Source organism: Bradyrhizobium sp. 22, from assembly GCF_000482425.1.
Classification (GTDB): Bacteria; Pseudomonadota; Alphaproteobacteria; order Rhizobiales; family Xanthobacteraceae; genus Bradyrhizobium; species Bradyrhizobium japonicum_B.
Genome location: NZ_KI519399.1, coordinates 912,275 through 935,335, shown reverse-complemented (window position 1 = coordinate 935,335; position 23,061 = coordinate 912,275). Strand labels below are relative to the sequence as shown.

26 protein-coding genes are annotated in these 23,061 nt (G+C 65.0%); 14 read left to right on the top strand and 12 right to left on the bottom strand.

The window, feature by feature from the left end; translation table 11 throughout:
* On the bottom strand, window positions 1–239 hold a 239-nt coding region (locus K410_RS36545), incomplete at its 3' end, for a DUF4372 domain-containing protein (RefSeq protein ID WP_196235991.1).
* A 184-nt stretch (window positions 240–423) separates the two neighbouring features.
* The gene (locus K410_RS0105660; RefSeq protein WP_028133943.1) at window positions 424–1,965 is read right to left on the bottom strand and encodes a benzoate-CoA ligase family protein; all 1,542 of its coding nucleotides are present in this window, start codon (window positions 1,963–1,965) and stop codon (window positions 424–426) included.
* A gap of 121 nt (window positions 1,966–2,086) precedes the next feature.
* On the opposite strand from K410_RS0105660, the gene K410_RS0105655 reads away from it, so the two are divergent.
* From K410_RS0105655 to K410_RS0105635, 5 genes are all read left to right on the top strand, one after another.
* Entirely contained in the window at window positions 2,087–2,995 is a 909-nt protein-coding gene (locus K410_RS0105655) for a helix-turn-helix transcriptional regulator (RefSeq protein ID WP_028133942.1), read from the top strand.
* A gap of 2 nt (window positions 2,996–2,997) precedes the next feature.
* Window positions 2,998–3,393: a group II truncated hemoglobin gene (locus K410_RS0105650; protein ID WP_028133941.1), complete on the top strand. Its 396-nt coding sequence runs from the start codon at window positions 2,998–3,000 to the stop codon at window positions 3,391–3,393.
* Between the two features lie 94 nt (window positions 3,394–3,487).
* Window positions 3,488–4,168: a transglutaminase-like domain-containing protein gene (locus K410_RS0105645; RefSeq protein WP_028133940.1), complete on the top strand. Its 681-nt coding sequence runs from the start codon at window positions 3,488–3,490 to the stop codon at window positions 4,166–4,168.
* 6 nt (window positions 4,169–4,174) lie between these two features.
* Window positions 4,175–5,002, top strand: coding sequence for a helix-turn-helix domain-containing protein (locus tag K410_RS0105640; protein WP_028133939.1), 828 nt, complete (start codon window positions 4,175–4,177; stop codon window positions 5,000–5,002).
* 117 nt (window positions 5,003–5,119) lie between these two features.
* The gene (locus K410_RS0105635) at window positions 5,120–5,554 is read left to right on the top strand and encodes a VOC family protein (protein ID WP_028133938.1); all 435 of its coding nucleotides are present in this window, start codon (window positions 5,120–5,122) and stop codon (window positions 5,552–5,554) included.
* A gap of 40 nt (window positions 5,555–5,594) precedes the next feature.
* Here K410_RS0105635 and K410_RS0105630 read toward each other — a convergent pair whose 3' ends face one another.
* Window positions 5,595–6,380, bottom strand: a complete 786-nt coding sequence (locus tag K410_RS0105630) for an IclR family transcriptional regulator domain-containing protein (RefSeq protein WP_028133937.1) — start codon at window positions 6,378–6,380, stop codon at window positions 5,595–5,597.
* Window positions 6,381–6,492: 112 nt separating this feature from the next.
* On the opposite strand from K410_RS0105630, the gene K410_RS0105625 reads away from it, so the two are divergent.
* Window positions 6,493–7,851: an aromatic ring-hydroxylating dioxygenase subunit alpha gene (locus K410_RS0105625; protein WP_028133936.1), complete on the top strand. Its 1,359-nt coding sequence runs from the start codon at window positions 6,493–6,495 to the stop codon at window positions 7,849–7,851.
* 128 nt (window positions 7,852–7,979) lie between these two features.
* A complete protein-coding gene (locus K410_RS0105620) occupies window positions 7,980–9,416 on the top strand; it encodes a glutamine synthetase family protein (RefSeq protein ID WP_028133935.1) in 1,437 nt (478 codons plus the stop codon).
* 160 nt (window positions 9,417–9,576) lie between these two features.
* Here K410_RS0105620 and K410_RS0105615 read toward each other — a convergent pair whose 3' ends face one another.
* The 7 genes from K410_RS0105615 to K410_RS0105585 form a co-directional block, all read right to left on the bottom strand.
* Window positions 9,577–10,290, bottom strand: coding sequence for an ABC transporter ATP-binding protein (locus tag K410_RS0105615; RefSeq protein WP_028133934.1), 714 nt, complete (start codon window positions 10,288–10,290; stop codon window positions 9,577–9,579).
* Complete coding sequence (locus K410_RS0105610) at window positions 10,283–11,050, bottom strand: ABC transporter ATP-binding protein (protein ID WP_028133933.1); 768 nt, start codon at window positions 11,048–11,050, stop codon at window positions 10,283–10,285. Before K410_RS0105610 ends, K410_RS0105615 begins: the two co-directional genes overlap by 8 nt.
* Complete coding sequence (locus tag K410_RS0105605; RefSeq protein WP_028133932.1) at window positions 11,043–11,987, bottom strand: branched-chain amino acid ABC transporter permease; 945 nt, start codon at window positions 11,985–11,987, stop codon at window positions 11,043–11,045. Before K410_RS0105605 ends, K410_RS0105610 begins: the two co-directional genes overlap by 8 nt.
* Before the next feature lie 13 nt (window positions 11,988–12,000).
* Window positions 12,001–12,918, bottom strand: coding sequence for a branched-chain amino acid ABC transporter permease (locus K410_RS0105600; RefSeq protein WP_028133931.1), 918 nt, complete (start codon window positions 12,916–12,918; stop codon window positions 12,001–12,003).
* Window positions 12,919–13,209: 291 nt separating this feature from the next.
* A complete protein-coding gene (locus K410_RS0105595) occupies window positions 13,210–13,428 on the bottom strand; it encodes a hypothetical protein (RefSeq protein ID WP_028133930.1) in 219 nt (72 codons plus the stop codon).
* 1 nt (window position 13,429) lies between these two features.
* Window positions 13,430–14,089 carry an acyl-homoserine-lactone synthase gene (locus K410_RS0105590; protein ID WP_028133929.1) on the bottom strand — a complete coding sequence of 220 codons (660 nt, stop codon included), beginning with the start codon at window positions 14,087–14,089 and terminating at the stop codon, window positions 13,430–13,432.
* 85 nt (window positions 14,090–14,174) lie between these two features.
* The gene (locus K410_RS0105585) at window positions 14,175–14,912 is read right to left on the bottom strand and encodes a helix-turn-helix transcriptional regulator (protein ID WP_028133928.1); all 738 of its coding nucleotides are present in this window, start codon (window positions 14,910–14,912) and stop codon (window positions 14,175–14,177) included.
* A gap of 168 nt (window positions 14,913–15,080) precedes the next feature.
* On the opposite strand from K410_RS0105585, the gene K410_RS39260 reads away from it, so the two are divergent.
* On the top strand, window positions 15,081–15,257 hold the full coding sequence (locus tag K410_RS39260; RefSeq protein ID WP_063831409.1) for a hypothetical protein: 177 nt from the start codon (window positions 15,081–15,083) through the stop codon (window positions 15,255–15,257).
* A 149-nt stretch (window positions 15,258–15,406) separates the two neighbouring features.
* On the opposite strand, the gene K410_RS0105575 is transcribed toward K410_RS39260, so the two are convergent.
* Window positions 15,407–15,619: a hypothetical protein gene (locus K410_RS0105575; RefSeq protein WP_028133927.1), complete on the bottom strand. Its 213-nt coding sequence runs from the start codon at window positions 15,617–15,619 to the stop codon at window positions 15,407–15,409.
* 298 nt (window positions 15,620–15,917) lie between these two features.
* On the opposite strand from K410_RS0105575, the gene kaiC reads away from it, so the two are divergent.
* From kaiC to K410_RS0105545, 6 genes are all read left to right on the top strand, one after another.
* Window positions 15,918–17,615 carry a circadian clock protein KaiC gene (gene kaiC, locus K410_RS0105570; protein ID WP_028133926.1) on the top strand — a complete coding sequence of 566 codons (1,698 nt, stop codon included), beginning with the start codon at window positions 15,918–15,920 and terminating at the stop codon, window positions 17,613–17,615.
* A 3-nt stretch (window positions 17,616–17,618) separates the two neighbouring features.
* Window positions 17,619–17,906, top strand: coding sequence for a circadian clock KaiB family protein (locus K410_RS0105565; RefSeq protein ID WP_028133925.1), 288 nt, complete (start codon window positions 17,619–17,621; stop codon window positions 17,904–17,906).
* Entirely contained in the window at window positions 17,906–19,390 is a 1,485-nt protein-coding gene (locus K410_RS0105560) for a sensor histidine kinase (RefSeq protein ID WP_063831408.1), read from the top strand. Before K410_RS0105565 ends, K410_RS0105560 begins: the two co-directional genes overlap by 1 nt.
* 69 nt (window positions 19,391–19,459) lie before the next feature.
* Complete coding sequence (locus K410_RS0105555) at window positions 19,460–20,398, top strand: LysR family transcriptional regulator (protein ID WP_028133923.1); 939 nt, start codon at window positions 19,460–19,462, stop codon at window positions 20,396–20,398.
* A 145-nt stretch (window positions 20,399–20,543) separates the two neighbouring features.
* Complete coding sequence (locus tag K410_RS0105550) at window positions 20,544–21,431, top strand: shikimate dehydrogenase (protein ID WP_028133922.1); 888 nt, start codon at window positions 20,544–20,546, stop codon at window positions 21,429–21,431.
* Between the two features lie 58 nt (window positions 21,432–21,489).
* Window positions 21,490–22,620, top strand: coding sequence for an ABC transporter substrate-binding protein (locus K410_RS0105545; RefSeq protein WP_028133921.1), 1,131 nt, complete (start codon window positions 21,490–21,492; stop codon window positions 22,618–22,620).
* A gap of 165 nt (window positions 22,621–22,785) precedes the next feature.
* On the opposite strand, the gene K410_RS0105540 is transcribed toward K410_RS0105545, so the two are convergent.
* Window positions 22,786–23,061: integrase core domain-containing protein (locus K410_RS0105540; protein WP_028133920.1), on the bottom strand; the 276-nt coding region annotated here is incomplete at its 5' end.

The following is a 23,061-nucleotide window of genomic DNA, read 5'->3' as shown; positions in this document are numbered from 1 at the left end:
CGCGACAGCTCTTTGGTTCCGAGATGGTAGAGCCGTGCGGCATGGCTCTCGAAGGAGGCCTCGATCGACCGCAGGCTCTGGGCGTCCGAAAGCTGCGCGTACAGCATCGCAACAAACTGATCCTGTGTGCTGAGCCGCCGCACCCGCTTGTTGGCCTGGTACCTGTCCACAAGCCGATCCAGAACACCCCACGGCACCAAGTTCAGAATGCCGTGAAATACTGTATTGTGGTGGCGCATGGCGGGACTCTCCTGGCGTGTCTCGAACATTTGGCGATGCTCAAGACCGCAGAAGAATCCACGCCATGCGCCCTGTCTACGAAAATTAAACCGGACAGCCGTGGGCTTGACCCGGGCATCCACGTCCTTCCTGAATCGCGTTGCACGTGGATGGCCGGGTCAAGCCCGGCCATGACGGCTGGGGTCAATGCGCCCCTTCCCGCAATTTGAACCGCTGAATCTTGCCCGTCGCGGTCTTCGGCAAGGACTCCACCACGTCGATCCAGCGCGGATATTTCCACGGGCCGATCTTCTGCTTGACGTGCTCCTTGAGCGTCTCCTGCAGGTCCGTCGTCGTCGCGCCCGGGCGCAGCACGACGAACGCCTTCGGCTTCAGCAGGCCTTCCGGATCGGCTTCCGGTATCACGGCGGCTTCCAGCACGGCGGGATGCGTGATCAGCGCGCTCTCGACCTCGAACGGCGAGACCCAGATGCCGGAGACCTTGAACATGTCGTCGGCGCGGCCGCAGAAGGTGTAGCGGCCATCCGAGTCGCGGACGTATTTGTCGCCGGTGCGGGTCCAGGGCCCCTCGAAGGTGCGGCGGCTCTTGTGGCGCTGATTCCAGTAGCCCTCGCCGGCCGAGGGCGCATCGACCAGGAGCTCGCCGACCTCGCCGTCGGCGACGTCCTGCCCGGCCTCGTTGACGAGCCGGACCGCATAGCCCGGCACCGGCTTGCCGGAGGAGCCGTATTTGATGTCGCCGGGCGCGTTCGACAGGAAGATGTGCAACAGCTCGGTCGAGCCGACGCCGTCGAGGATGTCGACGCCGAACCGCGCCTTCCAGTTGTTGCCGACCGATTCCGGCAGCGCCTCGCCGGCCGAGGTGCAGATGCGCAGAGCCTTGCCGCCGCGCTCGGCCTTCATGGTCTCGTCGTTGAGCATCGCCGCGAACAAGGTCGGCACGCCGTAGAAGATCGACGGGTTGTAGCGGTTCATCAAATCGAACATGCGCGCCGGCGTCGGCCGCTCGCTGTTGAGGATGACGCTGGCGCCGACCGACATCGGGAAGGTCAGCGCATTGCCGAGGCCATAGGCGAAGAACAGTTTTGCCGCCGACAGGCACACGTCGCTCTCGCGGATGCCGAGCACCTGCCTGGCGTAGGTGTCGGCGGTTGCCTGCAAATTGGAATGGATGTGGCGCACGCCCTTGGGCATGCCCGTCGACCCCGACGAATAGAGCCAGAACGCCGGCTCGTCCGGATGCGTGGCGGCGGTGGTGAACTGGTCGCTCTCGCCGGCAATTTCCTCGGCGAGCTGCTTGTGCCCGTTCTGCTTCGCGCCGGAGACCACGACATGCTCGAGATCCGGCATGCGGCCGACGACGTCCTTGATGATGGGATAGAGCGCTTCGGACACGAACAGCACGCGCGCGCGGCAATCGGCTAGGATGTAGGCGTATTGGTCGGCGGTCAGCAGCGTGTTGAGCGGCACCGGCACGATGCCGGCGCGGATCGCGCCCAGGAACACGACCGGAAAATCCACCGTATCCAGCATGATCATCGCGACGCGCTCCTCGCGGCGGACGCCGAGCCGGCGCAGCATGTTGGCGGCACGCCGGGTCTGTTGCTGGAGCTCGCCGTAGGTGAGCCGCGAGACGGTGTCGTCGAAGGCCAGCTTGTTGCCGCGGCCTTCGGCGACGTTACGGTCGAGCAGCCAGGTCACCGCGTTATAGGATCCCTCGCTCACGGACATCTCCCCCGAATTTAGAATTATAATTCATAGAAAGACACCGCGTCGGCTTGCTGTCAATGCCAGCAGGCACTATGTTTCATTAAAACGCGCCGCAGGACCCCTGTAAAGAAGGCTCATGAGCGAAAGTCCCGACGCCGAATCCCGCTTCCTCGAACAGCTCGGCCAGCGCGTGCGCACCATGCGCGCGCTGCGCGGCATGTCGCGCAAGGTGCTCGCCAAGGTATCGGGGATCTCGGAGCGCTACATCGCGCAGCTCGAAAGCGGCAAGGGCAATGTCTCGATCGTGCTGCTGCGCCGCGTCTCCGACGCGATGGGCGCGCATCTCGAGGACCTGCTTCCCTCGGCCGAGCCGACACCGGACTGGCAGATGTTTCGCGATCTCCTGCGCAAGGCGACGCCGGCGCAGATCGCGCAAGCCAAGGATCTGCTCGCAGGGGGCAGCGCCACCGCGCCGCGGCGCGCGCCGTTCTGCGGCATCGCGCTGATCGGCCTGCGCGGCGCCGGCAAATCCACGCTCGGCAAGATCCTGGCGAAGAAGATCGGCTGGAGCTTCGTCGAGCTCAACAAGGAGGTCGAGCAGCAGAACGGGCTCTCGGTCGCCGAGATCATCGCGCTCTATGGCCAGGAGGGTTTTCGCCGCATGGAGCAGGCGGCGCTGCAGCAGCTGCTGGCGCGCAACGAGCTGATGGTGCTGGCGACCGGCGGCGGCATCGTCTCGGAGCCGCTGACCTTCGACCAGATCCTGACCTCGTTCTACACGATCTGGCTCAAGGCCGAGCCCGAGGAGCACATGGCCCGCGTCCGCCGCCAGGGCGATTTGCGTCCGATGGCGGACGATCGCTCCGCCATGGCGGAGCTGCGCAACATCCTGCTCAGCCGCGAGCCGCTGTATTCGCGCGCGACGGCGGTGGTCGATACCGCCGGCCTGTCCGTCGATGCGGCCGCTGCCCGGCTGATCGATGCGGTGCGGCCGGTGCTGCAGAACGAAGCCCGCAGCTTCGGCCTGCGCAGCGTGGCGCTGTAGAGATGACCGACGGCACCGTCACCACCTCCTTGTTCGAGCGGATCGGCGGCAGCGCTGCGATCGAGGCCCTGGTCGATCGCTTCTACGATCGCATGGAGACGCTGCCGGAGGCGAAGGTGATCCGCGCCATGCACGCCGACGACCTCGGCCTGATCAGGGACGTGTTGAAGCGCTATCTCACCGAATGGACCGGCGGACCGCGGCTCTATACCCCAGAGAAGGGTCATCCGCGGCTGCGCCAACGCCATTTCGGCTTCGCCATTGGAGACGCCGAGCGCGACGCCTGGATGCTCTGCATGCGCGGCGCGATGGAGGAGACGATCACCGATGCCGCCGCGCGACAGGAGCTCGACAAGGCGCTGTCCGGCCTTGCCGACTGGATGCGCAACCGGCAGTGAAGGGGCGGCAGCGCCTCGGCGCAAGTCGAACGCGCACCATGCACCCGTATCGTGTGAATTGAGTTCCGCGGCGATCGCCTGCTAAGCTTCAGGCATGACCGACATCCTTCCCGATACCATCCGCCGCCTCTATACCGATCCCGGCGAGTACATCGACAGCGATCATCCGAGCGTGCAACAATTCGCTGAAGACGCCGTGCGCGCGGATGCCGATACCCGCGAGAAGGCGAGCGTGCTCTACAAGGCGGTGCGCGACGGCATCCGCTACAATCCCTATGTCAGCATGCGCGTCGCCGAGACCTTTCGCGCCTCGAGCGTGCTGGCCGCGGGCCAGGGCTATTGCGTCGGCAAGGCCGCGCTCTATGCCGCCGCCTGCCGCGTCCACGGCATCCCCGCACGGGTCGGCTTTGCCGACGTGAAGAACCATCTCACCACCGAGAAGCTGCGCGCGAGCATGGGCACGGACATCTTCACCTGGCACGGCTTCACCGAGGTGCATGTCGACGGCGCCTGGCGCAAGGCGACGCCGACCTTCAACGACACGCTGTGCGCCAAAGTCGGCGTGGCCCCGCTCGATTTCGACGGCCACACCGATGCGCTGCTGCATCCCTTCGACGGCGCGGGCCGCGCCTACATGCAATACGTCAACGATCGCGGCAGCTATCACGACGTCCCGGCAAAATTCCTGATGCGCGAGATGGCGCGGGATTACGCCAACATGCAGGGCGAGGACCTGTCGGGCCGCGACATGGAGCGCGAAGCGGAGGGGCGATAATTTGTGATGGAAGCACCTCCGGATGTCATCCGTCGAGCTGCCTCGCCACGCCTTGCGCAGCTGGTCTCCAGCATCTCGTTCTACCGCGAACACGGCCTCGGCTTGGCCGCCTTCCGGCATGCCGCGCCGCTTGCGCTGCCGCTCCTGGTGAATCTGGGATCGCCATTTCGCATCGCGCTCGGCCACCAGCCCGACGGCGCCGACGCGCGGCCGAGTTTCGCGGCGGGGCTCTTTCCCGGGCCGGTCCTGATCGAATCCGACGGCCACGCCGAATGCGTCCAGGTCGATTTCACGCCGCTCGGGGCGTATCGCTTCTTCGGGGGAGCCGTGCCCGATCTGACCGCGCGCATGGTCGGCCTGGACGACATACTGGGACGGGATGCCGAGAACCTCCGCGAAAGAGTAGCCGAGGCGGCCGGCTGGCAGCGGCGCTTCGAGATCGTAGAGCACTTCGTGCTTCGCCGCGCCGTGCACGAACCCTCGCCGGCGGTGGCCTTCGCGCTGGAGACGCTCTGGCAACGCGCAGGCGCGGTCAGGATCGCCGACATCGCCTCCGACATCGGCTGGAGCCGCAAGCATCTCACGCGCCGCTTCCACAACGAGATCGGCGTTCCACCAAAGACGCTGGCCCAGATGCTGCGCTTTCATCGGGCCTGCGCGCTCGCCCGGATCGACGGCACGGGCGGCTGGGCCGCAATTGCCGCGGACGCAGGCTATGCGGACCAGGCGCATCTTGCCCGGGATTTCCGGATCTTCAGCGGCGAGACGCCGACAGCATGGGCCACGCGGCTCGATGTCGTCGATCCACGCCTGATGCGGGACGGCGGGGGCTAGCCCCTCGAGGGCGCCGGACACGGGCAGGTCCCATTTGTTCAAGCCGGCCGCTTTGATCCGGACTAGCGTCGGCGTCGCAACACGCTTGCCGGCACCTGCACGAACTTGGAGAATGTCATGAACCAGCCGAACGGCCACGAAGCACCGCGCCTCTACCACACCATGCGCTGCAGGGATGCGGAGGCGATGATCGCCTGGCTGAAGAACGTTCTCGGCTTCACTGAACGCGTGGTGTACCGCAAGGAGGGCACGGTCGTTCACGCCGAGCTGGCGTTCGGATCGTCGATCCTCATGCTGGGCTCGCATCGCGACGACGCCTACGCCAAGCAGGTCGGTGACATCGGCGGCCGGCGGACGGATGCCGTCTATCTGGCTGTTGATGATCCCGACGCGCTCTATGAGAAGGTGAAAGCCGCAGGCGCGCCAATCGAGATGGAGCCCTGCACGACCGATTATGGCAGCCGCGATTTCGCCGCGCGCGATCCGGAGGGCGGGCTCTGGAGCTTTGGCACCTATTGGCCCAAGGTCGGTGAACAGCCGCTACCGGGATAGCCAGAGGGTCGACCGCAGTCGCAGGCGCGCCGAGACGCAGCTACAAGAGTTGCGAGCGGACGGAGTCCGCCCCTTGCCGGAGCAGCGGCAGGAATCTCTCGATCAATTCCTGCGCCGGCACGCGATCAACATGGGCGCCCATGTTGATCGCGGCGACGATCGTGCCGTCATAGCGTCGGACCGGAACCGAGATCGAGCGGAAATGCGGCTCGGCCTCGCGATCGACCAGGGAATAGCCTTGGGCGCGGTCGGCGGCGATGCGCGCAAGCAACGCCTTCGGATCTGTCACCGTCTGCGGCGTCAGCGCCTCGCGCGTCATCGCCTTCAGGCGCGCGGCAAGGCCGGCATCGTCGAGCTGGCCCAACATGGCGCGGCCGACCGAGGTGCAGAAGGCAGGCAGGCGATAGCCGATCTCCAATCCGCCCGAGAACACCCGCGCCGGGCTGCCCCTCGCAATGAACACGACGTCGTCGCCATCGAGCACCGCGAGCGAGGAGATCTCGTTCGCCGCGGTCGCGACGCGATCGAGCACGGGCTGAAGCACGGCGACGAGCTGGTTGGAGCGCAGGTAGGACGCCGCCAGCGTCAGCACATGCGGGGTCAGCGAGAACAGCTTGCCATCGCCCGAGACATAACCGGCGCGCTGCAGCGTGAACAGCATCCGCCGTGCGGTGGCGCGCGGCAGGTCGGCGGCGCGGGCAAGATCGCTCAGCGTCATCGGACCTGTGTTCGTGCCGAAGCATTGCAGCAGGCGCAGACCGCGATCGAGCGCCTCGACGAAATCCGTCGCGCGCTCCTCGCTCTCGCTCCGCTTCAGCTTGGGCATAGTGATGGGACAATCCTGCAAAATAGTGCTTGCTGCCTTTGCAAGGCATGTCATAATTCGCCCATTCGTTCAATAGGCGAACAATCGCCACTCCACTGAGGACGCGACTGCCATGATGAGCCAGGAGCAGAACGACCTGATCACCCGCACCGGTCCGAAGGATCCGTGCGGCAGACTGATGCGGAGCTACTGGCAGCCGGCGGCGCTGGTGGACGAGCTCGAGGGGGCGCGCCCGATCCGTCCGGTCAAGCTGCTCGGCGAGAACCTGGTGCTGTTCCGTGACGAGACCGGACGCTACGGCCTGATGGATCGGCACTGCGCCCATCGCGGCGCCGACCTCGCCTTCGGCCGGCTCGAGCATGGCGGCCTGCGCTGCGCCTTCCACGGCTGGCTGTTCGACGCGAGCGGCCAGTGCATCGAGACGCCGGCCGAGCCGAAGGATTCGAAGCTCTGCCAGAACATCCGGCAGCGCTCCTATCCCGTGGTGGAGAAGAGCGGCATCCTCTGGGCCTATCTCGGCGAGGGCGAGCCGCCGGCCTTCCCGGAGATCGACTGTTTCGTCGCGCCCGGCAGCCATACTTTCGCGTTCAAGGGCCACATGGCCTGCAACTGGCTGCAGGCCCTGGAGGTCGGCATCGATCCCGCGCACGCCTCCTATCTGCACCGCTTCTTCGAGGACGAGGACACCTCCACCGCCTACGGCAAGCAATTCCGTGGCGCCTCCGCCGGGTCGGACCTGCCGATGACGAAGATCCTGCGCGAGTACGACCGCCCGATCATCAATGTCGAGCATACCGAATACGGGCTGCGCCTGATCGCGCTGCGCGAGATCGACGAGGAGCGCACCCATGTGCGCGTCACCAACCAGCTGTTCCCGCACGGCTTCGTCATCCCCATGAGCACGGAGATGACGATCACGCAGTGGCATGTGCCGGTCGACGACGAGAACTGCTACTGGTACGCGATCTTCACCAGCTATTCGAGCCCGGTCGACAAGCGGAAGATGCGCGACCAGCGGCTCGAGCTCTATGAATTGCCGGATTACAAGTCGCGCAAGAACCGCAGCAACGATTACGGCTTCGATCCGCACGAGCAGCAGACCGCGACCTATACCGGCATGGGCACCGACATCAACGTCCACGACCAATGGGCGGTGGAATCGATGGGCGCGATCCAGGACCGCACCAAGGAGCATCTCGGTTCGAGCGACAAGGCGATCGTGCAGTACCGCCGCCTGCTGCGGCAGGAGATCGAGAAGGTCCAGGGCGGCGAGAAGCCGATGCTGTTCCTGGACGAGGCCAATGCGCGCAGCATCCAGGGACCGGCGACCATGGACGGCATCGGCCCGACGCGGGGCTGGGAGACCTACTGGATGGAAGTCGACGTCAAGCGCCGCCGCGGCGCGCCCTGGACCGCGCCGGCGCCGAAGGAGATCGCTGACAACGTGCACAAGCTGACGGCGGCGGAGTGACGTTCGTGTCCCGCTGCCGTAGGACGGTCAAAGGCGCAAAGCGCCGTGCCCACCATTTCTCCGTTAATGATACAGATCGTGGGCACGCTTCGCCTTGCCCACCCTACCGCAGTTGAGGGGGTGGTGAAGTGACTTTCGTCGCGCGTCATGCGCTTTGGTCGGACGAGCAGAGGGACGCCGCGGCGCGCATGCGCCGCATCGTCGAGGAGAGGAATCTCGAGGTCATCCGCCTCGCCTTCCCCGACCAGCACGGCATCCTGCGCGGCAAGACCATCATTGCCTCGGAGGCGATCGCCTCGCTGGAGAGCGGCTGCTCCATCACCACCACCATGCTCGCCAAGGACACCTCGCACCGCACGGTGTTTCCGGTGTTCACCGCGGGCGGCGGCTTCGGCATGAAGGAGATGGAGGGCGCGGCCGACGTGCTGATGGTCGCCGATCCCGCGACGTTCCGCGTCTTGCCGTGGGCGCCGGCCACCGGCTGGGTGCTGTGCGACCTCTATTTCAATGACGGCCGCCCGGTGCCGTTCGCGACGCGCGGGCTCTACAAGCGCGTGCTCGATGAACTCGGCACGCGCGGCCACGATTTCGTCGCCGGCCTCGAGGTCGAATTCCACATCTTCAGGCTCGACGATGCGCATATGCGGCCCGAGGATGCCGGTCAGCCCGGCACGCCGCCATCGGTGAGCCTGCTCAGCCAAGGCTATCAATATCTCACCGAGCAACGCTTCGATCAGATGGAGCCGGTGCTGGAGATTCTGCGCCGCGACATCGTCGCGCTCGGGCTGCCCTTGCGCTCGGTCGAGGTCGAGTTCGGGCCGAGCCAGTGCGAATTCACCTTCGCGCCGCGCAAGGGGCTGGAGCCTGCCGACAACATGGTGCTGTTCCGCAGCGCCGTGAAGCAGATCGCGCGCCGCCACGGCTACCACGCCACCTTCATGTGCCGGCCCAAGCTGCCGAACGTGTTCGCCAGCGGCTGGCACCTGCACCAGTCGATCGTCTCGCGCGCGAGCGGCGACAACCTGTTCATGACGAAAGACGGCAGCGAGCCGCTCAGCGCGTTCGGCAAAGCCTACCTCGCCGGCCTGCTCGACCACGCCCGCGCTTCGACATTGTTCACCACGCCGACCATCAACGGCTACAAGCGCTACCGCTCCTATTCGCTGGCGCCGGACCGCGCGATCTGGGGCCGCGACAACAGGGGCGTGATGATCCGCGTGCTCGGCGGCGCGGGCGATGCCGCAACGCGCCTGGAGAACCGCATCGGCGAGCCAGCAGCGAACCCCTATCTCTACATGGCTTCGCAGATCCTCTCCGGCCTAGACGGCGTCGACCGCAAGCTCGATCCCGGCCCCTCCGCCGACACGCCCTACGAGACCAAGGCGCCGCTGCTGCCGAAGAGCTTGCGCGATGCGGTCTCGGCGCTGAAGGACGATCCGTTCTTCCGCGAGAAGCTCGGGGCCGAGTTCGTGGATTATTACACCCACATCAAGAACGCCGAGATCGACCGCTTCCTGTCCGAGGTGACCGATTGGGAGCACCGGGAATATTTCGAGGTGTTTTGACGTCGGGGCGCACTCTCTCCGCCGTCATTGCGAGCCAACGGGTCCGCGCGAAGCGCGGCCCGATGACAGGCTCCGCGAAGCAATCCAGAATCCCTCCGCGGCAAGACTCTGGATTGCTTCGTCGCTCCGCTCCTCGCGATGACGAGGAAAGAGCGCGGGCTCAAATCCCCAAATACTTATGCTGCAAATCCGGCGCGGCCAGCAGCTCGTCGGAGGTGCCGCTCCATACCGTCTTGCCGCGCTCGATGATGTAATGGCGGTCGCAGATGCGGGCGAGATGGTCGACGTTCTTGTCGACGACCAGGATCGACTGCCCCCGGCTCTTGAGCAGCGACAGGCAGTGCCAGATCTCTTCGCGGATCAGCGGTGCGAGGCCCTCGGTCGCTTCGTCCAGGATGAGAAGCTTCGGATTGGTCATCAACGCGCGACCGATCGCGAGCATCTGCTGCTCGCCGCCGGAGAGCTGATTGCCCATATTGCCCGCACGTTCGGCGAGCCGCGGGAACAGCACGTAGATCGCCGCCAGCGTCCAGGGATTGGGGCTGTTGAAGCGATCGGCCGCGGCCGCGACCAGGTTCTCGCGCACGGTGAGGTTCGGAAAGATCTGGCGGCCCTCGGGCACGAGCCCGACGCCGAGTTTCGCGATCCGGTACGACGGCAGCAGCCTGACCTCGGCGCCTGCAAAACGAATGCTGCCCGCACGCGCCGGCGTCAGGCCCATGATGGAGCGGATGGTGGTGGTCTTGCCCATGCCGTTGCGGCCCATCAGCGAGACCATCTCGCCCGGCCTGATCGACAGCGACAGTCCGAACAGCACCTGGGACAGGCCGTAGCAGGTCTCGATGCCGTCGACGTCGAGCAGCGTGTCAGCCATGATGCGTCACCACGTGCTGATCACCGAGATAGGCGCGCTTGACGTCTTCGTTGGCCCGGATCGCGGCCGGATCGCCGGAGGCGATGACGCGGCCATAGACCAGCACCGAGATGCGGTCGGCCAGCGCGAACACCGCCGGCATGTCGTGCTCGACCAGCACGATCGAGACCTCTTTCCGCAGCTCCTGCAGCAGCTTCACCATATTCTGGGATTCGGTGGCGCCGAGGCCGGCCATCGGCTCGTCGAGCAGCAGCAATTTCGGCTTGCTGGCGAGCGCGACCGCAAGCTCGATCTGGCGTCGCTCGCCATGGCTGAGCTTCGACACCAGAACATCGGCGCGATGGGCGAGACCGACGCGATCGAGCGCGGCATGTGCGGCATCGCGCAGGCCCTTCTCCTTGCGCGCATCGGCGAAGAAGCGGAACGAGGTGCCGGCATGCGCCTGCGCGGCGAGCGCGACGTTGTCCGCGGCGGTGAAATCGAGCAGCAGCGAGGTGATCTGGAACGAACGCGCCAGGCCCAGCGCACAGCGGCGATAGGCCGGCAAGTACGTGATATCGCGCCCCGCCAGCGAGACGGTGCCGGAATGCGGCGCCAGATGTCCGGTGAGCTGGCTGATTAGCGTGGTCTTGCCGGCGCCGTTCGGACCGATGATGGCGTGCAGCTCGCCGCTGGCGACGTCGAGCGAGACGTTGTCCGTCGCGATGATGCCGCCGAAGCGGCGCACCAGCTTTTCGACGCGAAGCAGGGGCTCAGCCACGGCCAGCCCTCCCCAGCGCGCCCATGATGCCGCCGCGGCCGAACAGCACGATCAGCAGCAGCAGCGGGCCCATGATCAGCGCCCAATATTCGGTGATCTGCGACAGCAGCTCCTCCAGCAGCAGAAACACCACCGCGCCCATGACCGGGCCGAACAGCGTGCCCATGCCGCCGAGAATCACCATCACCATGAGGTCGCCGGAGCGGGTCCAGTACATCACGGCCGGGCTGACGAAGTCGGTGTTGTTGGCGAGCAGCGCGCCGGCAAGGCCGCACATGGTGCCTGAGATGACGAAGCAGACGAGCTGGTAGCGCTTGGCGGGAAAGCCGATCGCCTGCATGCGCTGCTCGTTGGAGCGCAGGCCCTGCACGACGAGGCCGAAGCGCGAATTGACGATGCGCCAGATCAGGAAGACGACGCCGAGCAGGCAGGCGAGGCAGAGGTAATAGAACTGCGTGCGGTTGCTCAGGTTGATCAGCCCGGAGAAGTCGCTGCGGTTGTAGACGGTGAGGCCGTCATCGCCGCCGTAGCGCGCAAGGCCCGAGGCGACGTAATAGGCCATCTGGGCGAAGGCGAGCGTGATCATGATGAAATAGACGCCGCGGGTGCGCAAACTGAGCGCGCCGATCACCAGCGCATAGATCGCGGAAGCCGCCAGCGCGACCGGGAACTGGATGAAGCCGGACCCGACGCCTTCCTGCGCCAGCATGCCCACGGCATAGCCGCCGATGCCGAGATAGGCGGCATGACCAAAGCTCATCATGCCGCCAAAACCCATGATGAGGTTGAGGCTCGCAGCCGCCAGCGCCAGAATGATGATGCGGGTGAACAGCGTCAGGATGAAGATGTTGCCGGACAGATGCGAGTAGAGCGGCAGCAGCACGAGGCCCGCCAGCATCAGGGCCGTGACGGCCTTGCTCACAGTCAAACCCTTCATCGACGCAAGCTCTTCATCGGCGATTGGCCGGAAACAGCCCCTCCGGCCGCACCACCAGCACGATCGCCATCAACAGGTAGATCAGCATGGAGGACAGCGCGGGCGCGGCGGTGGAGGCGGCGGCGCCGCTCAGCACCTGCCGGAGCAGGTTTGGCAGGAAGGCGCGGCCGAGCGTGTCGATCATGCCGACGAAGATCGCGGCCAGGAACGCGCCGCGGATCGAGCCGATGCCGCCGATCACGATGATGACGAAGGCCAGGATCAGGATGTTCTCGCCCATGCCGATTTGCACGGTGAGGATCGGCGCCTGCATCAGTCCGGCGAGGCCCGCGAGCGCGGCCCCGAGCCCGAACACCAGCGTGTAGAGCAGCTTGATGTTGATGCCGAGCGCGCCGATCATCTCGCGGTTGGAGGCGCCGGCGCGGATCAGCATGCCGATGCGGGTCCGCATCACGCCGAGATAGAGCAGCAGCGCCACCAGCAGCGCCACGATGATGATGGCGAGGCGATAGGCCGGATAGTGAATGCCGGGCAGGATCGGCACCGGCACCGTGAGCCAGGCCGGCAGCGGCAGCGCGAGGCCCGCCGGGCCCCAGATCAGCCGCACCGCCTCGTTGAAGAACAGGATCAGGCCGAAGGTCGCGAGCACGTGGTCGAGATGGTCGCGGCCATAGAGATGCCGCAGCGCGCTCACCTCCAGCACGATGCCGAGCACCAGCGTCGCCCCCAGCGCCATCAGCGCGCCAGCTAAGAAGCTGCCGGTCCAGGCGGCGAAGGTCGCGGCGAAATAGGCGCCCATCATGTAGAGCGAGCCGTGCGCGAGGTTGACGAGATCCATGATCCCGAACACCAGAGTCAGGCCGGCGGCGAGCAGGAACAGCAGCAGGCCGAACTGCAATCCGTTCAAGAACTGTTCGACGACGAGCAGCATCAAGACTCTTTCAGGCGCACGCAGATTCGCGCCGATGTTCGAACAATGTCGCCATCAGTGAAAGAGCTCCCCCTGCCTCTTCAAGGCCGAAAAATGGGTAATGGCAGTATCGTTCCGAGGCAAGAGCGATTCGACACCTGACATGCACTTTGTTGCATGCGCCTGCATGCGGGCAAAATGCCCTTGCAAGAAGGCTGCCGCGCCGGGCTGGGGCAACCTGCCGCACCCAAACGATGATCCTCCCCCCGGTGCCGGGGAGAGGATGTGACATTCATGAATCGAGGGATGCGTCTAGTGCGACGTCATCTGCTGGGGGAGGTCATCCGGCTCGGCGAGCACGCTGTTGGCCGTGGAGGCCTCCAGCGCCGCCATCCGGAACAGATAGGCGAGCGTCGTCAATCCGGTGTCTTCCGCCATTTGCGCCAGCTCGAGCGCCATGTCGGACATGTAGCAGAGAGCCTCGTCCCTGCTCTGCGCCATGATCTGGCTGTCCCGCATCATGTTCGACATCTCAGGCGCTCTTTCGTTGCGCGGCAGCGGCGCCGCAGAAATTGGCTCTCGCGATACAGTCGATCCGCGGACCGTCCTGCTGGACCACGCTCGTCATCCCGATGCGGTCACGCACGACGTCGAGCGACTCCTGACGAATCTCGATCGTTGCCGCCATGGTCCAGGAATTCTCCACCAGGGCCGGCAATCCCAGCGGCGTGACGACGAAACCGATGTCGTGAAACCGCGGCAGCCACCAGGTTTCCATGACGAGACAAAGCCGCTCGATGCCCTGCTCGAGACAAAACTCCTGCGCCGCCGCCATCAATTGCAGATTGAACGCGCCGTCGCGGCGCTCGCGCGAGACGAAGAAGCGCGACCATTCCCAGACCAACGGGTCCGACGGACAGCCGCGGACCGAGGCGAGATGCGGGAACACCTCGCTCATCATCGTCGGCCTGGTGGTCGGATACAGCCGGGAGCCGCCGAGCACCCGGCGGTGTTCCAGTGCCAGCAGGTAGATCGCGTCGTCATTGTCGTAGGTGTCGATCTCGCGGCCGTCGGGCTTGCGAAGCGCCTCCCATTTCCGCTCCTCGACGAATATCTCGTGGCGGACCCGGAAATGCTGTTCGAGGACGTCTTCGTAGAGGTGCCGATTGACGGCAGAAATCACATGAATCATGAACTCCCCCATGGCTCGCAATACGGGGAGCCTCAGCGAAAACGGCCGAGCCGACTATTGGGAAATTTCCCAGTAGGCGAATGTTTCAGAGATTGATGATTCTGTGGCGGATCGCGATCGCAACCGCGTGCGTCCGGTTGACGGCACCGAGCTTGCGCGCGGCAGTTGCAAGATGCTCTTCCGCGGTGCGCTGCGTGATGTGCAGGATCTCGCCGATCTCCCAGGCGGACTTGCCTTGCGAAGCCCAGGCGAGCACCTCGCGCTCGCGCGGCGTCAGGCGCATCGACGGATGCGGCGTCGGATCGAGCAGACGGCGGATGTGATCGAAGCCGTACATCCCGATCAGGTGCAGCGCCGGCTTGCTGCGCGCATTGAGATCGAGGTGGACGCCGGCGAGCGAGACGCCGGCCTCGTAGCCGGTCAAGCCGTGGATCGGCACGACGAAGCCGCGCGACATGCGGAAGTCGGCGGCGCGCCGCATCACCTCCACCGCGCCGGGCTCCAGCTCCGGATCGTACGGCGCTTCGGACCACTCGAACGGGTTCACCGTCTGCCGGCATTTGCGGATCACGGGATCGACGCGGTCGTAGCTCTTTTGGGTATAAAGGCTGAACCACTCGGCCGGCCATTTCTTGGCGAGCACCATCTGGGAAAAGCGCTGCTCGGGATTCGGCAAGCCCGTCACGATGATATGTTCGAAACCGTACCGGCCGAACGCGGCTGCAAGCGCGTCCATGGCGTCCGGAACCTTGGTGTAGGTTCCAAGCCCTTCGATGAAGTCGAGCGCCTCGCGGCCATAATCAACGCCATCAACGGCGGACATCGGTGCGTTTCCTGACCTTCGCCCTCGCCTATAGCACGTATTCGGGGGGCGCCTCAAATTCGCTGCGACCGTAGTTTCCCGGTCCTCATCCAACCTGAAGATTTAAACTACTTGTGGCAGAATAGACAGCACCATACACCTCAACGTATCCGAAGCGGGAAAACCACGATGGAAGACGAGGACATCGCCCTCAACAGCGTGCTCGGCCTGGAGTTGAATCGCGTGTTTTTCGCCGTCCGCGAAGCGGCAAACAAGCAGAAGATCATCGAGTTCGCGCGCGCAGTGCTGGAGAGCGAGCGCGCGGAGCTGGCCGACAGCGTCTCGCCCGAGGGCCCGGCGAGCTGAGCTGCGCCGCGCGATGAAGTCAGCGCGAGCCGCGTCCTATGCCGCGCCGATCCGCACGCATATAGTTAATCGATTTCAACGAACACCGTCAGCGTTCGGCTCTCGGGCACGCCGCCGCTGGACGAAAGGGAGCGCGGCCCTGCCTGCCCTCAACCAGCCGATCTATTTCTAAGGTCGATGAGCGCGCGACGGGCGACGGACGTCAATTCATCCAGAGCTGTCGTACCGGAGCGGGCCGCCTCAAGCAGCGTTGCGGCAATGAGCTTCCTGCTCTCATGATCGCCGCCATGCCTGACGTGACTGAACGCCGCGTCAAGCGCCGCATCCAGGATGGTTTGCATGCGGCCTTCGAATTCATTCATTCTGTCAATGACCTTGCCGCAGCTCCTGCCCTCGGCCTTATGCGCCGACGCGGCAAAGCCGTATGTGCACAAGTGAACGCAGGCGCGATTGAGGGCGGCCTTATTAGGCGTTCGGCGTTCGGACGATGCCGGCGCTGGCCGCATACCGCCAAGCACCGCGCAATCTGATGATGGAAACAGGGCGAGCCAACCCATATCCGCCCGGTTTGTTCCTGAGGCGAGCGACAAAATTGCGGTTTCTCCCCACTATGCGGCCCGTCATTCTTTGCTTAGAAAATGCCTGGAACCAGGACAGGGCATGACTGAAGGCATCACGAAATCCGCAACCGGCATCGAAGGCTTTGACGATCTGACACTTGGAGGCTTGCCTACGGGCCGGCCGACCCTGGTCTGCGGCTCGGCCGGCTGCGGCAAGACATTGTTCGCATCGACATTCCTCTTCAACGGTGCGCGGCTCTACGACGAGCCCGGCGTCTTCGTGACCTTCGAGGAGCGCCCCGTCGACATCGTCGCCAACGTGGAGTCGCTCGGGTTCGACCTGCAGGGGCTGATCAACCAGTCGAAGATCCACATCGAGCACATCGCCATCGATCCGTCAGAAGTCGCCGAGATCGGCGACTATGATCTCGAGGCCCTGTTCCTGCGGCTGGAGTTCGCCGTCGACCAGATCGGCGCCAAGCGCATCGTGCTCGACACGATCGAGAGCCTGTTCTCGGCGTTCTCCAACCCGGCGATCTTGCGCGCCGAGATCCGGCGCTTGTTCGACTGGCTCAAGCAGAAGGGCCTGACGGCGGTCATCACCGGCGAACGCGGCGACGGCAGCCTCACCCGGCAAGGTCTCGAGGAATACGTCTCCGATTGCGTGATCCTGCTCGATCACCGGGTCGACAACCAGATCTCGACGCGGCGCCTGCGCATCGTGAAGTATCGCGGCACCGCGCACGGCACCAACGAATATCCGTTCCTGATCGACGAGGACGGCTTCTCGGTGCTGCCGGTCTCCTCGCTCGGCCTCGGTCACAAGGTGTTCGACGAGCGCATCTCCACCGGCGTGCCCGATCTCGACGCCATGCTGACCGGCGGCGGCTTCTACCGTGGCAGCAGCATCCTGCTCACCGGCGTCGCCGGCTCCGGGAAGAGCTCCCTCGCCTGCATGATGGCGGACGCCGCCTGCAAGCGCGGCGAGCGCGCGCTCTACCTCTCCTTCGAGGAGTCCGAGGCGCAGACTGTCCGCAACATGAAGTCGATCGGCACCGATCTGGACAAGTGGCTGAAGCGTGGGCAGCTGCGCTACATCGCCGCGCGCCCGACCTTCTATTCGCTCGAGATGCACCTTGCGATCATGTTGCGGGAGATCGGCAGGTTCAAGCCGCAGCTGGTCGTGCTCGATCCGATCTCCGCCTTCACCGGCTCGGCCGACATCAGCGAGGTACAGGCGATGTTGCTGCGCATCGTCGACTATCTCAAATCCAACGGCATTACCGCCGTTTTCACCCATCTGGCGAGTGTCCAACAGGCGGAAACCGACGCTGGCTTGTCATCCTTGATGGATGGCTGGATCCTCCTTCTCAATCGTGAGGCCAACGGCGAATTCAACCGCGAACTCTATCTCTTGAAGGCGCGCGGCATCTCGCATTCCAACCAGGTCCGCGAGTTCGTCATGTCGGATAGCGGCATCCACCTGCTCGAGCCATATCTCGGCGAGGGTGGCGCACTGACCGGTTCGGCCCGACGCAACGAAGAAGCGCGGGCGCGCCGAGCCGAGACCGAGCGGCAGGCCGAGGTCAGCCGCGTGCAGGATCAGGTTACACAACGGCGGCGCCGCGCGCTTGCCCAGATCGAAGCTCTCAACGCGGACATCGAGGCCGACGAGGCCGAGCTGAAGCGGCTGATCCGCACCGAGGAAATCTATCAACAGCAGAGCCGGGAAGATACCGCAGCGCTGGCGCGCGGACGGGGATTGGACCTCTCGACCGGCAAGAAGAAGCAGGACTAAGCCATGGCCGAAGTCAACAAGGAGCCCGTCAAGCTCGTCCTCTACGTCGCCGGCGAGACGCCGAAATCGCTCGCCGCGATCCGCAATCTGGAAAAGATCTGCTCCGATCACCTGGCCGGCAAGTACAAGGTCGAGGTCGTCGATCTCAAGAAGCAACCGCAACTCGCCCGGGAGCATGGCATCGTCGCCATTCCGACTCTGGTGAAAGAGCTTCCGGTCCCCATTCGCAAGATCATCGGGGACCTTTCCGACACCCAGAAGGTTCTCGTTCATCTGTCGGTTGAGGAATGATGGCGGTGGTGTCGCTCGCATCCGCATTGACCCGCGAAGAGCTCGAAGCTCGGCTTTATGAGGCCGAGGAGACGCTCCGGGCCATTCGCGAGGGCGAGATCGACGCCGTCGTCATCAAAGGCGGCGCCACCGAGCAGGTCTTCACGCTCGAAGGCGACGGCCAGTCCTACCGCACCTTCATGGAAGCCATGGATATCGGTGCGGCGGCCTTCGATGCCGACGGCCAAATGCTCTACGCCAATCAGGCATTGCACAAGCTGCTCGATCGGCCGGCGGGCGCTTTGTCGGGCCAGGAATTGCTCGGCATTCTCGATGCCGTCAATCAAACCACGTTTCGTCGCCTGCTGACACAGGCGCTGAAGGATCGCCAATCCTCTGAGATCCACGTTCGAGTGGGCGACAGCGAGCGCAGCTTCCTTCTCACGGGAGCCCCGATCGAGTTCGGCATCGTGAGGGGCGTGGCGATTACCTTCACCGATATCAGCGAACGTGAGCAGATCGCGGCTGCCAAGGAGTCGGAGCGTTTGGCGCGGTCCGTGCTCGCGTCCGCCAACGAAGCCGTCATTGTCTGTGACCGTACCGGTACGGTGACGCATATCAATGCGGCGGCCGAGCGGATCTGCGCCCAGGATCCCATCGGAAAGCCGTTCGAGAAAGCGATCGAGCTGACTTTTGCCGATGCCTCCGAGTTGATGTCGGGGGCTGACATCGTCGCAATGGCCGCGAGCGGCACGCCCGTGCAGGGGCTCGAAGCGGCGGTGAAGACATCGGCGGCCGACGTCACCGACGTCATGATCAGCGCAGCACCACTCGTCGTATCCGGCGACCGCACGCAGGGCTGCGTGGTGACGCTGATCAATCTGTCGCAGCGCAAGGCCGCCGAGCGCCGGCAGGCCCTCCTGATGGGCGAGCTCGACCACCGCGTCAAAAACACGCTGGCGATGGTACTGGCGATCTCCGCGCGCACCGCATCCCACGAACGCACGATCGAGGACTTCCAGAAATCGTTCTCCGGCCGCATCCAGGCGCTGGCGGCCACCCACACGTTGCTGTCCAATGCGTCCTGGGAGAACCTGCAGATCAAGGATGTGCTTCGTGTCGAGCTTGCGCCCTATGCGACGCTCTCCAGCGGACGCATCACGATGGAGGGATTGGACGTCTCCGTCGACTCCAAGACGGCCGTCTCGCTCGGCCTCGTCTTCCACGAACTGACGACCAACGCGGTGAAATACGGCGCGCTGTCGACCCGATCCGGCAAGCTGTCGGTCCGGCGGATCGGCCTGCTCGACGACGGCGCGCTGCAGATCGAGTGGGAGGAGCGCGATGGCCCGCTGGTGACACCACCGACGACGTCAGGCTTCGGGCAGACCTTGATCTCACGCAGCCTGGGCAGCGGTCCGAACGGCGGCACCAAGCTCGAATACCGTCCGAGCGGCGTGGTTTGCCAGATCCTGATTCCGAAATACGGCCATTTCCATGCTTGAGTAAAGCCGCTGGATGACGGCGCCGGTTCCGTGACATGATCCCGCAGAACGTTTCGGGACAGCCGGAAGATGATGACACTGCGCCAGGTCGAAGTGATCCGCGCCGTGATGGTGACGGGCACCATCGGCGGCGCGGCGAAGCTGCTCAACGTCTCGGCGCCGGGGATCAGCCGCCTCGTCAAGTACACCGAGCGCTCGCTCGGCATCCGCTTCTTCCAGCGCCAGAACGGGCGCTACTTCCCGACGCCGGAGGCCGAAAACATCTTCGAGCAGATCAACGGCGTCTACAAGAAGGTCGACGATCTCTCCGAGATCATCTCCAAGATCGGCCGTGGCGGACTGTCCGAGCTGCGGATCGGCTCGGTGCCCAGCATCTCCCAGGTGATGGTGCCCCGCGCGATCGAGCGCGTCCGGCGCCGCTATCCCGATCTCGGCATCGACATCAACATCCTCAAGCTCGAGGAGGCCATCGACTATCTGATGCTGGGGCGCGGCGAGTGCGTCGCGATGAGCTACCGGCTGGAGCATTCCGCGCTCGACTTCATGCCGCTCGCCTCGGGCGAATTGTATTGCATCGTGCCGCCCGGCCACGAGCTTGCCGGCCGCAAGCAGGTCTCGGCCGCCGAGATCACCCGCTATCCGCTGATCGGCATCGATCCCAACGATCCCTACGGCCGGATCATGGCCGAGATCTTCGCGCGCAACCGGCTCGACTACAACATCACCATCCGCGCGCGCTTCGGCACCACGGTCTGCGCGCTGGTGAAGGCGGGGCTCGGTATCGCCATCATCGACCAATTCACCGTGGCTCATGGCGGCTATCCCGGGATCGAGCTCTTGAAGATCGCCGAGCCGACGCGATTCGACACCTACATCGCGGTCAAGCGCGGCGCGCCGCTGTCGCTCCATGCCGAGGCCTTCATCGCGGCGCTGCGCGCCGAGATGCGCGCAGTCGAGCCGGCCCGCGGCAACGGCAAGGCCGCTTCGGCGCGGGCGCGCAAGAAATAACATGATGTTAGGTTTGTCGGATAAAAGGGTAATTGTGTTAGCCTAAGGACAGGCTATCGTCGGCGACCGGGACGCCCCTTGGAATTGCGCGGGTTTCCCCGCTAATGACCGGGACCGAACCTTCCTTTGAGACGATAGCGAACACATGTCCGCGCCGGGATACGCCAGCAAGAAGCTCCTCACCGGCCTGATCGGCGCGCCGATCGCGCATTCCGCGTCCCCTGCCATGCACGAACGTGCCGCCGAGGCGCTCGGCCTGCGCGGCCACTATCAGCTCATCGAAATTGCCGGCGCCGATGCGGCTGGCCTTGTGGCCTTGCTGGAAGGCGTGCGACGGCTCGGCTTTGCCGGCGTCAACGTCACCTATCCCTACAAGGAAGCGGTCGTCCCGCTGCTCGACGCGCTGGCACCCGGCGCGGCCGCGATGGGCGCGGTCAACACGGTGGTGGTCGGGAACGGCCGCCTGACCGGCCACAACACCGACACCACGGGCTTTGCGCGCGCGGTGGCGCCGCTGCTGGCGCCGGCGGGGAACGCCGTCGCGGTGATCGGCGCCGGCGGCGTCGGCAAGGCGATCGCATTTGCGCTGGCGGGCCTGAACGTTGCCGACATCCGCATCTTCGACAGCGAGCCGGCGCGCGCCGCGACGCTCGTTTCCCTGCTCGCCCGGCAAGGCGGCGCAAGGGGCGCTGCAAGGGTCGCTCCGAGCGTCGAGGACGCGCTTGATGGCGCAACCGGTCTCGTCAACGGCACCCCCGTCGGCATGCTGCCGAACCGGGCCATGCCGGTTGCGGCCGCGCTGCTGCACGAAAAGCTGTGGGTGGCGGATGCGGTCTACTCGCCGCTGATCACGCCGCTGCTGGCGGCGGCCGAAGCCAAGGGCGCGCGGATCATGACCGGGCGGGAGCTCGCGATCTATCAGGCGGCCGACGCGTTCCAACTGTTCACGGGCCTTGCCCCATCGACCGAGGTCATGGGAGAGGCATTCGACGAGGTGATGGCGGCACGAAGCTCAACCTATCACGCAGCGTAACCGAAGCGGCCGGACACAAGGCCGCCGACGACATCGACGACAAACGGGAGGAGACATGATGAAGACGACCCTGCTGGCAGGCGCCCTGCTTGCCTTCGCGACCGCAACCGGTGCCCACGCCCAGGCGATCAAGCTCGCCGACGTCGCCGAGCTCTCCGGCGGCGGCGCCACCGTCGGCACCAACTGGAAGAACGGCATCGACCTCGCGATCGAGGAGATCAACGCCAAGGGCGGCGTGCTCGGCCGCAAGCTGGAGGTGACCCACGCCGACTCGCAGTCCAACCCGGGCGTGGCGCGCGCCCAGGTCCAGAAGGCGCTCGATGCCGAGCCCTATGTGCTGCTCGGGCCCGGCTATTCCGGCTCGGTGAAGGTCACGGCCCCCCTCGCCGCCGAAGCCGGCATCGCGCAGATCATGGGCGGCGAGGCCGCCGAGCTGACGCAGGGCGGCAACAAATTCCTGTTCCGCACCTCGTTCGGCCAGCAATCCTCGATGCCGAAGGTCGCAAAGTACATCCACGACGAGATGAAGGCGAAGACGGTCGCGGTGGTCTGGGTCAACAACGATTTCGGTCGCGGCGGGCGCGACGTCGTGATCAAGGAGCTCGACCGGCTCGGCTCCAAGGTCGTCGCCGACCTCTCGACCGAGGCGGGCCAGGCCGATTTCGCCGCCGACGTCGGCAAGATCAAGGCTGCCAATCCCGATGCCGTGTTCGTCTACCTCAACGAGGAAGAGAGCGCGCGCATCCTGAAGGAGCTGAAGCGCCAGGGCGTCACCGCGCCGCTGATGGGCGAGACCACGCTGATCGGCCAGAAGGTGATCGAGCTCGCCGGCGATGCCGCCAACGGCGCGCGCGGCCATGTCGGCCTCACCACGGATGCGCCGGTCGACCTGGTCAAGCAATTCCGCGAGAAGTTCTCCAAGAAGTACAATTATGTCCCCGACCACAACGGCCTGAAGGGCTATCTCGCCGTCTACATGGTGAAAGCCACCACCGAGAAGATGGGCAAGGTCGACCCCAAGAAGTTCGCCGACACGCTGCACGGCCTCACCATCAAGGCCGCGGACGAGCCGGGCATCCTGATGGACGTCACCTTCAGCGACACCGGCGATATCGACCGCCAGAGTTTTCTGGTCGAGGTGGTCGAAGGCAAGCAGGTCGTGAAGCAGGTGCTGCCGAAGGTGAAGTGAGGCCTTCCTTCTCCCTCGCCCCGCTCTTCGCGGGGAGAGGGTCGGGGTGAGGGGTGCTTCTGCAATCACGGGTGGCGGTTGAATTCGCGGAGAAAGCCCCTCACCCCACCCTCTCCCCGTAAGAACGGGGAGAGGGAGTGATCTTCCCCCGATAAAGTGGACGGGTTAAGCGGCTTTTAGCTCCATCTCGATCGGGGGGATATATCCGAGTGCGGAATGGAGCCTTGTCCGGTTATAGAATCCTTCGATTAATCTGAAGATATCGCGCTTGGCCTCAGTGCGGGTCTTGTAGTTGCGATGATGGACGAGCTCGGTCTTCAGGGTATGGAAGAAGCTTTCCATCGGGGCGTTGTCGTAGCAATCGGCCCTGCGGCTCATTGATGCCGTCATGCCGGCCTCCATAAGGGTGCTGCGATAAGCGTGCGAAGCGTATTGCACACC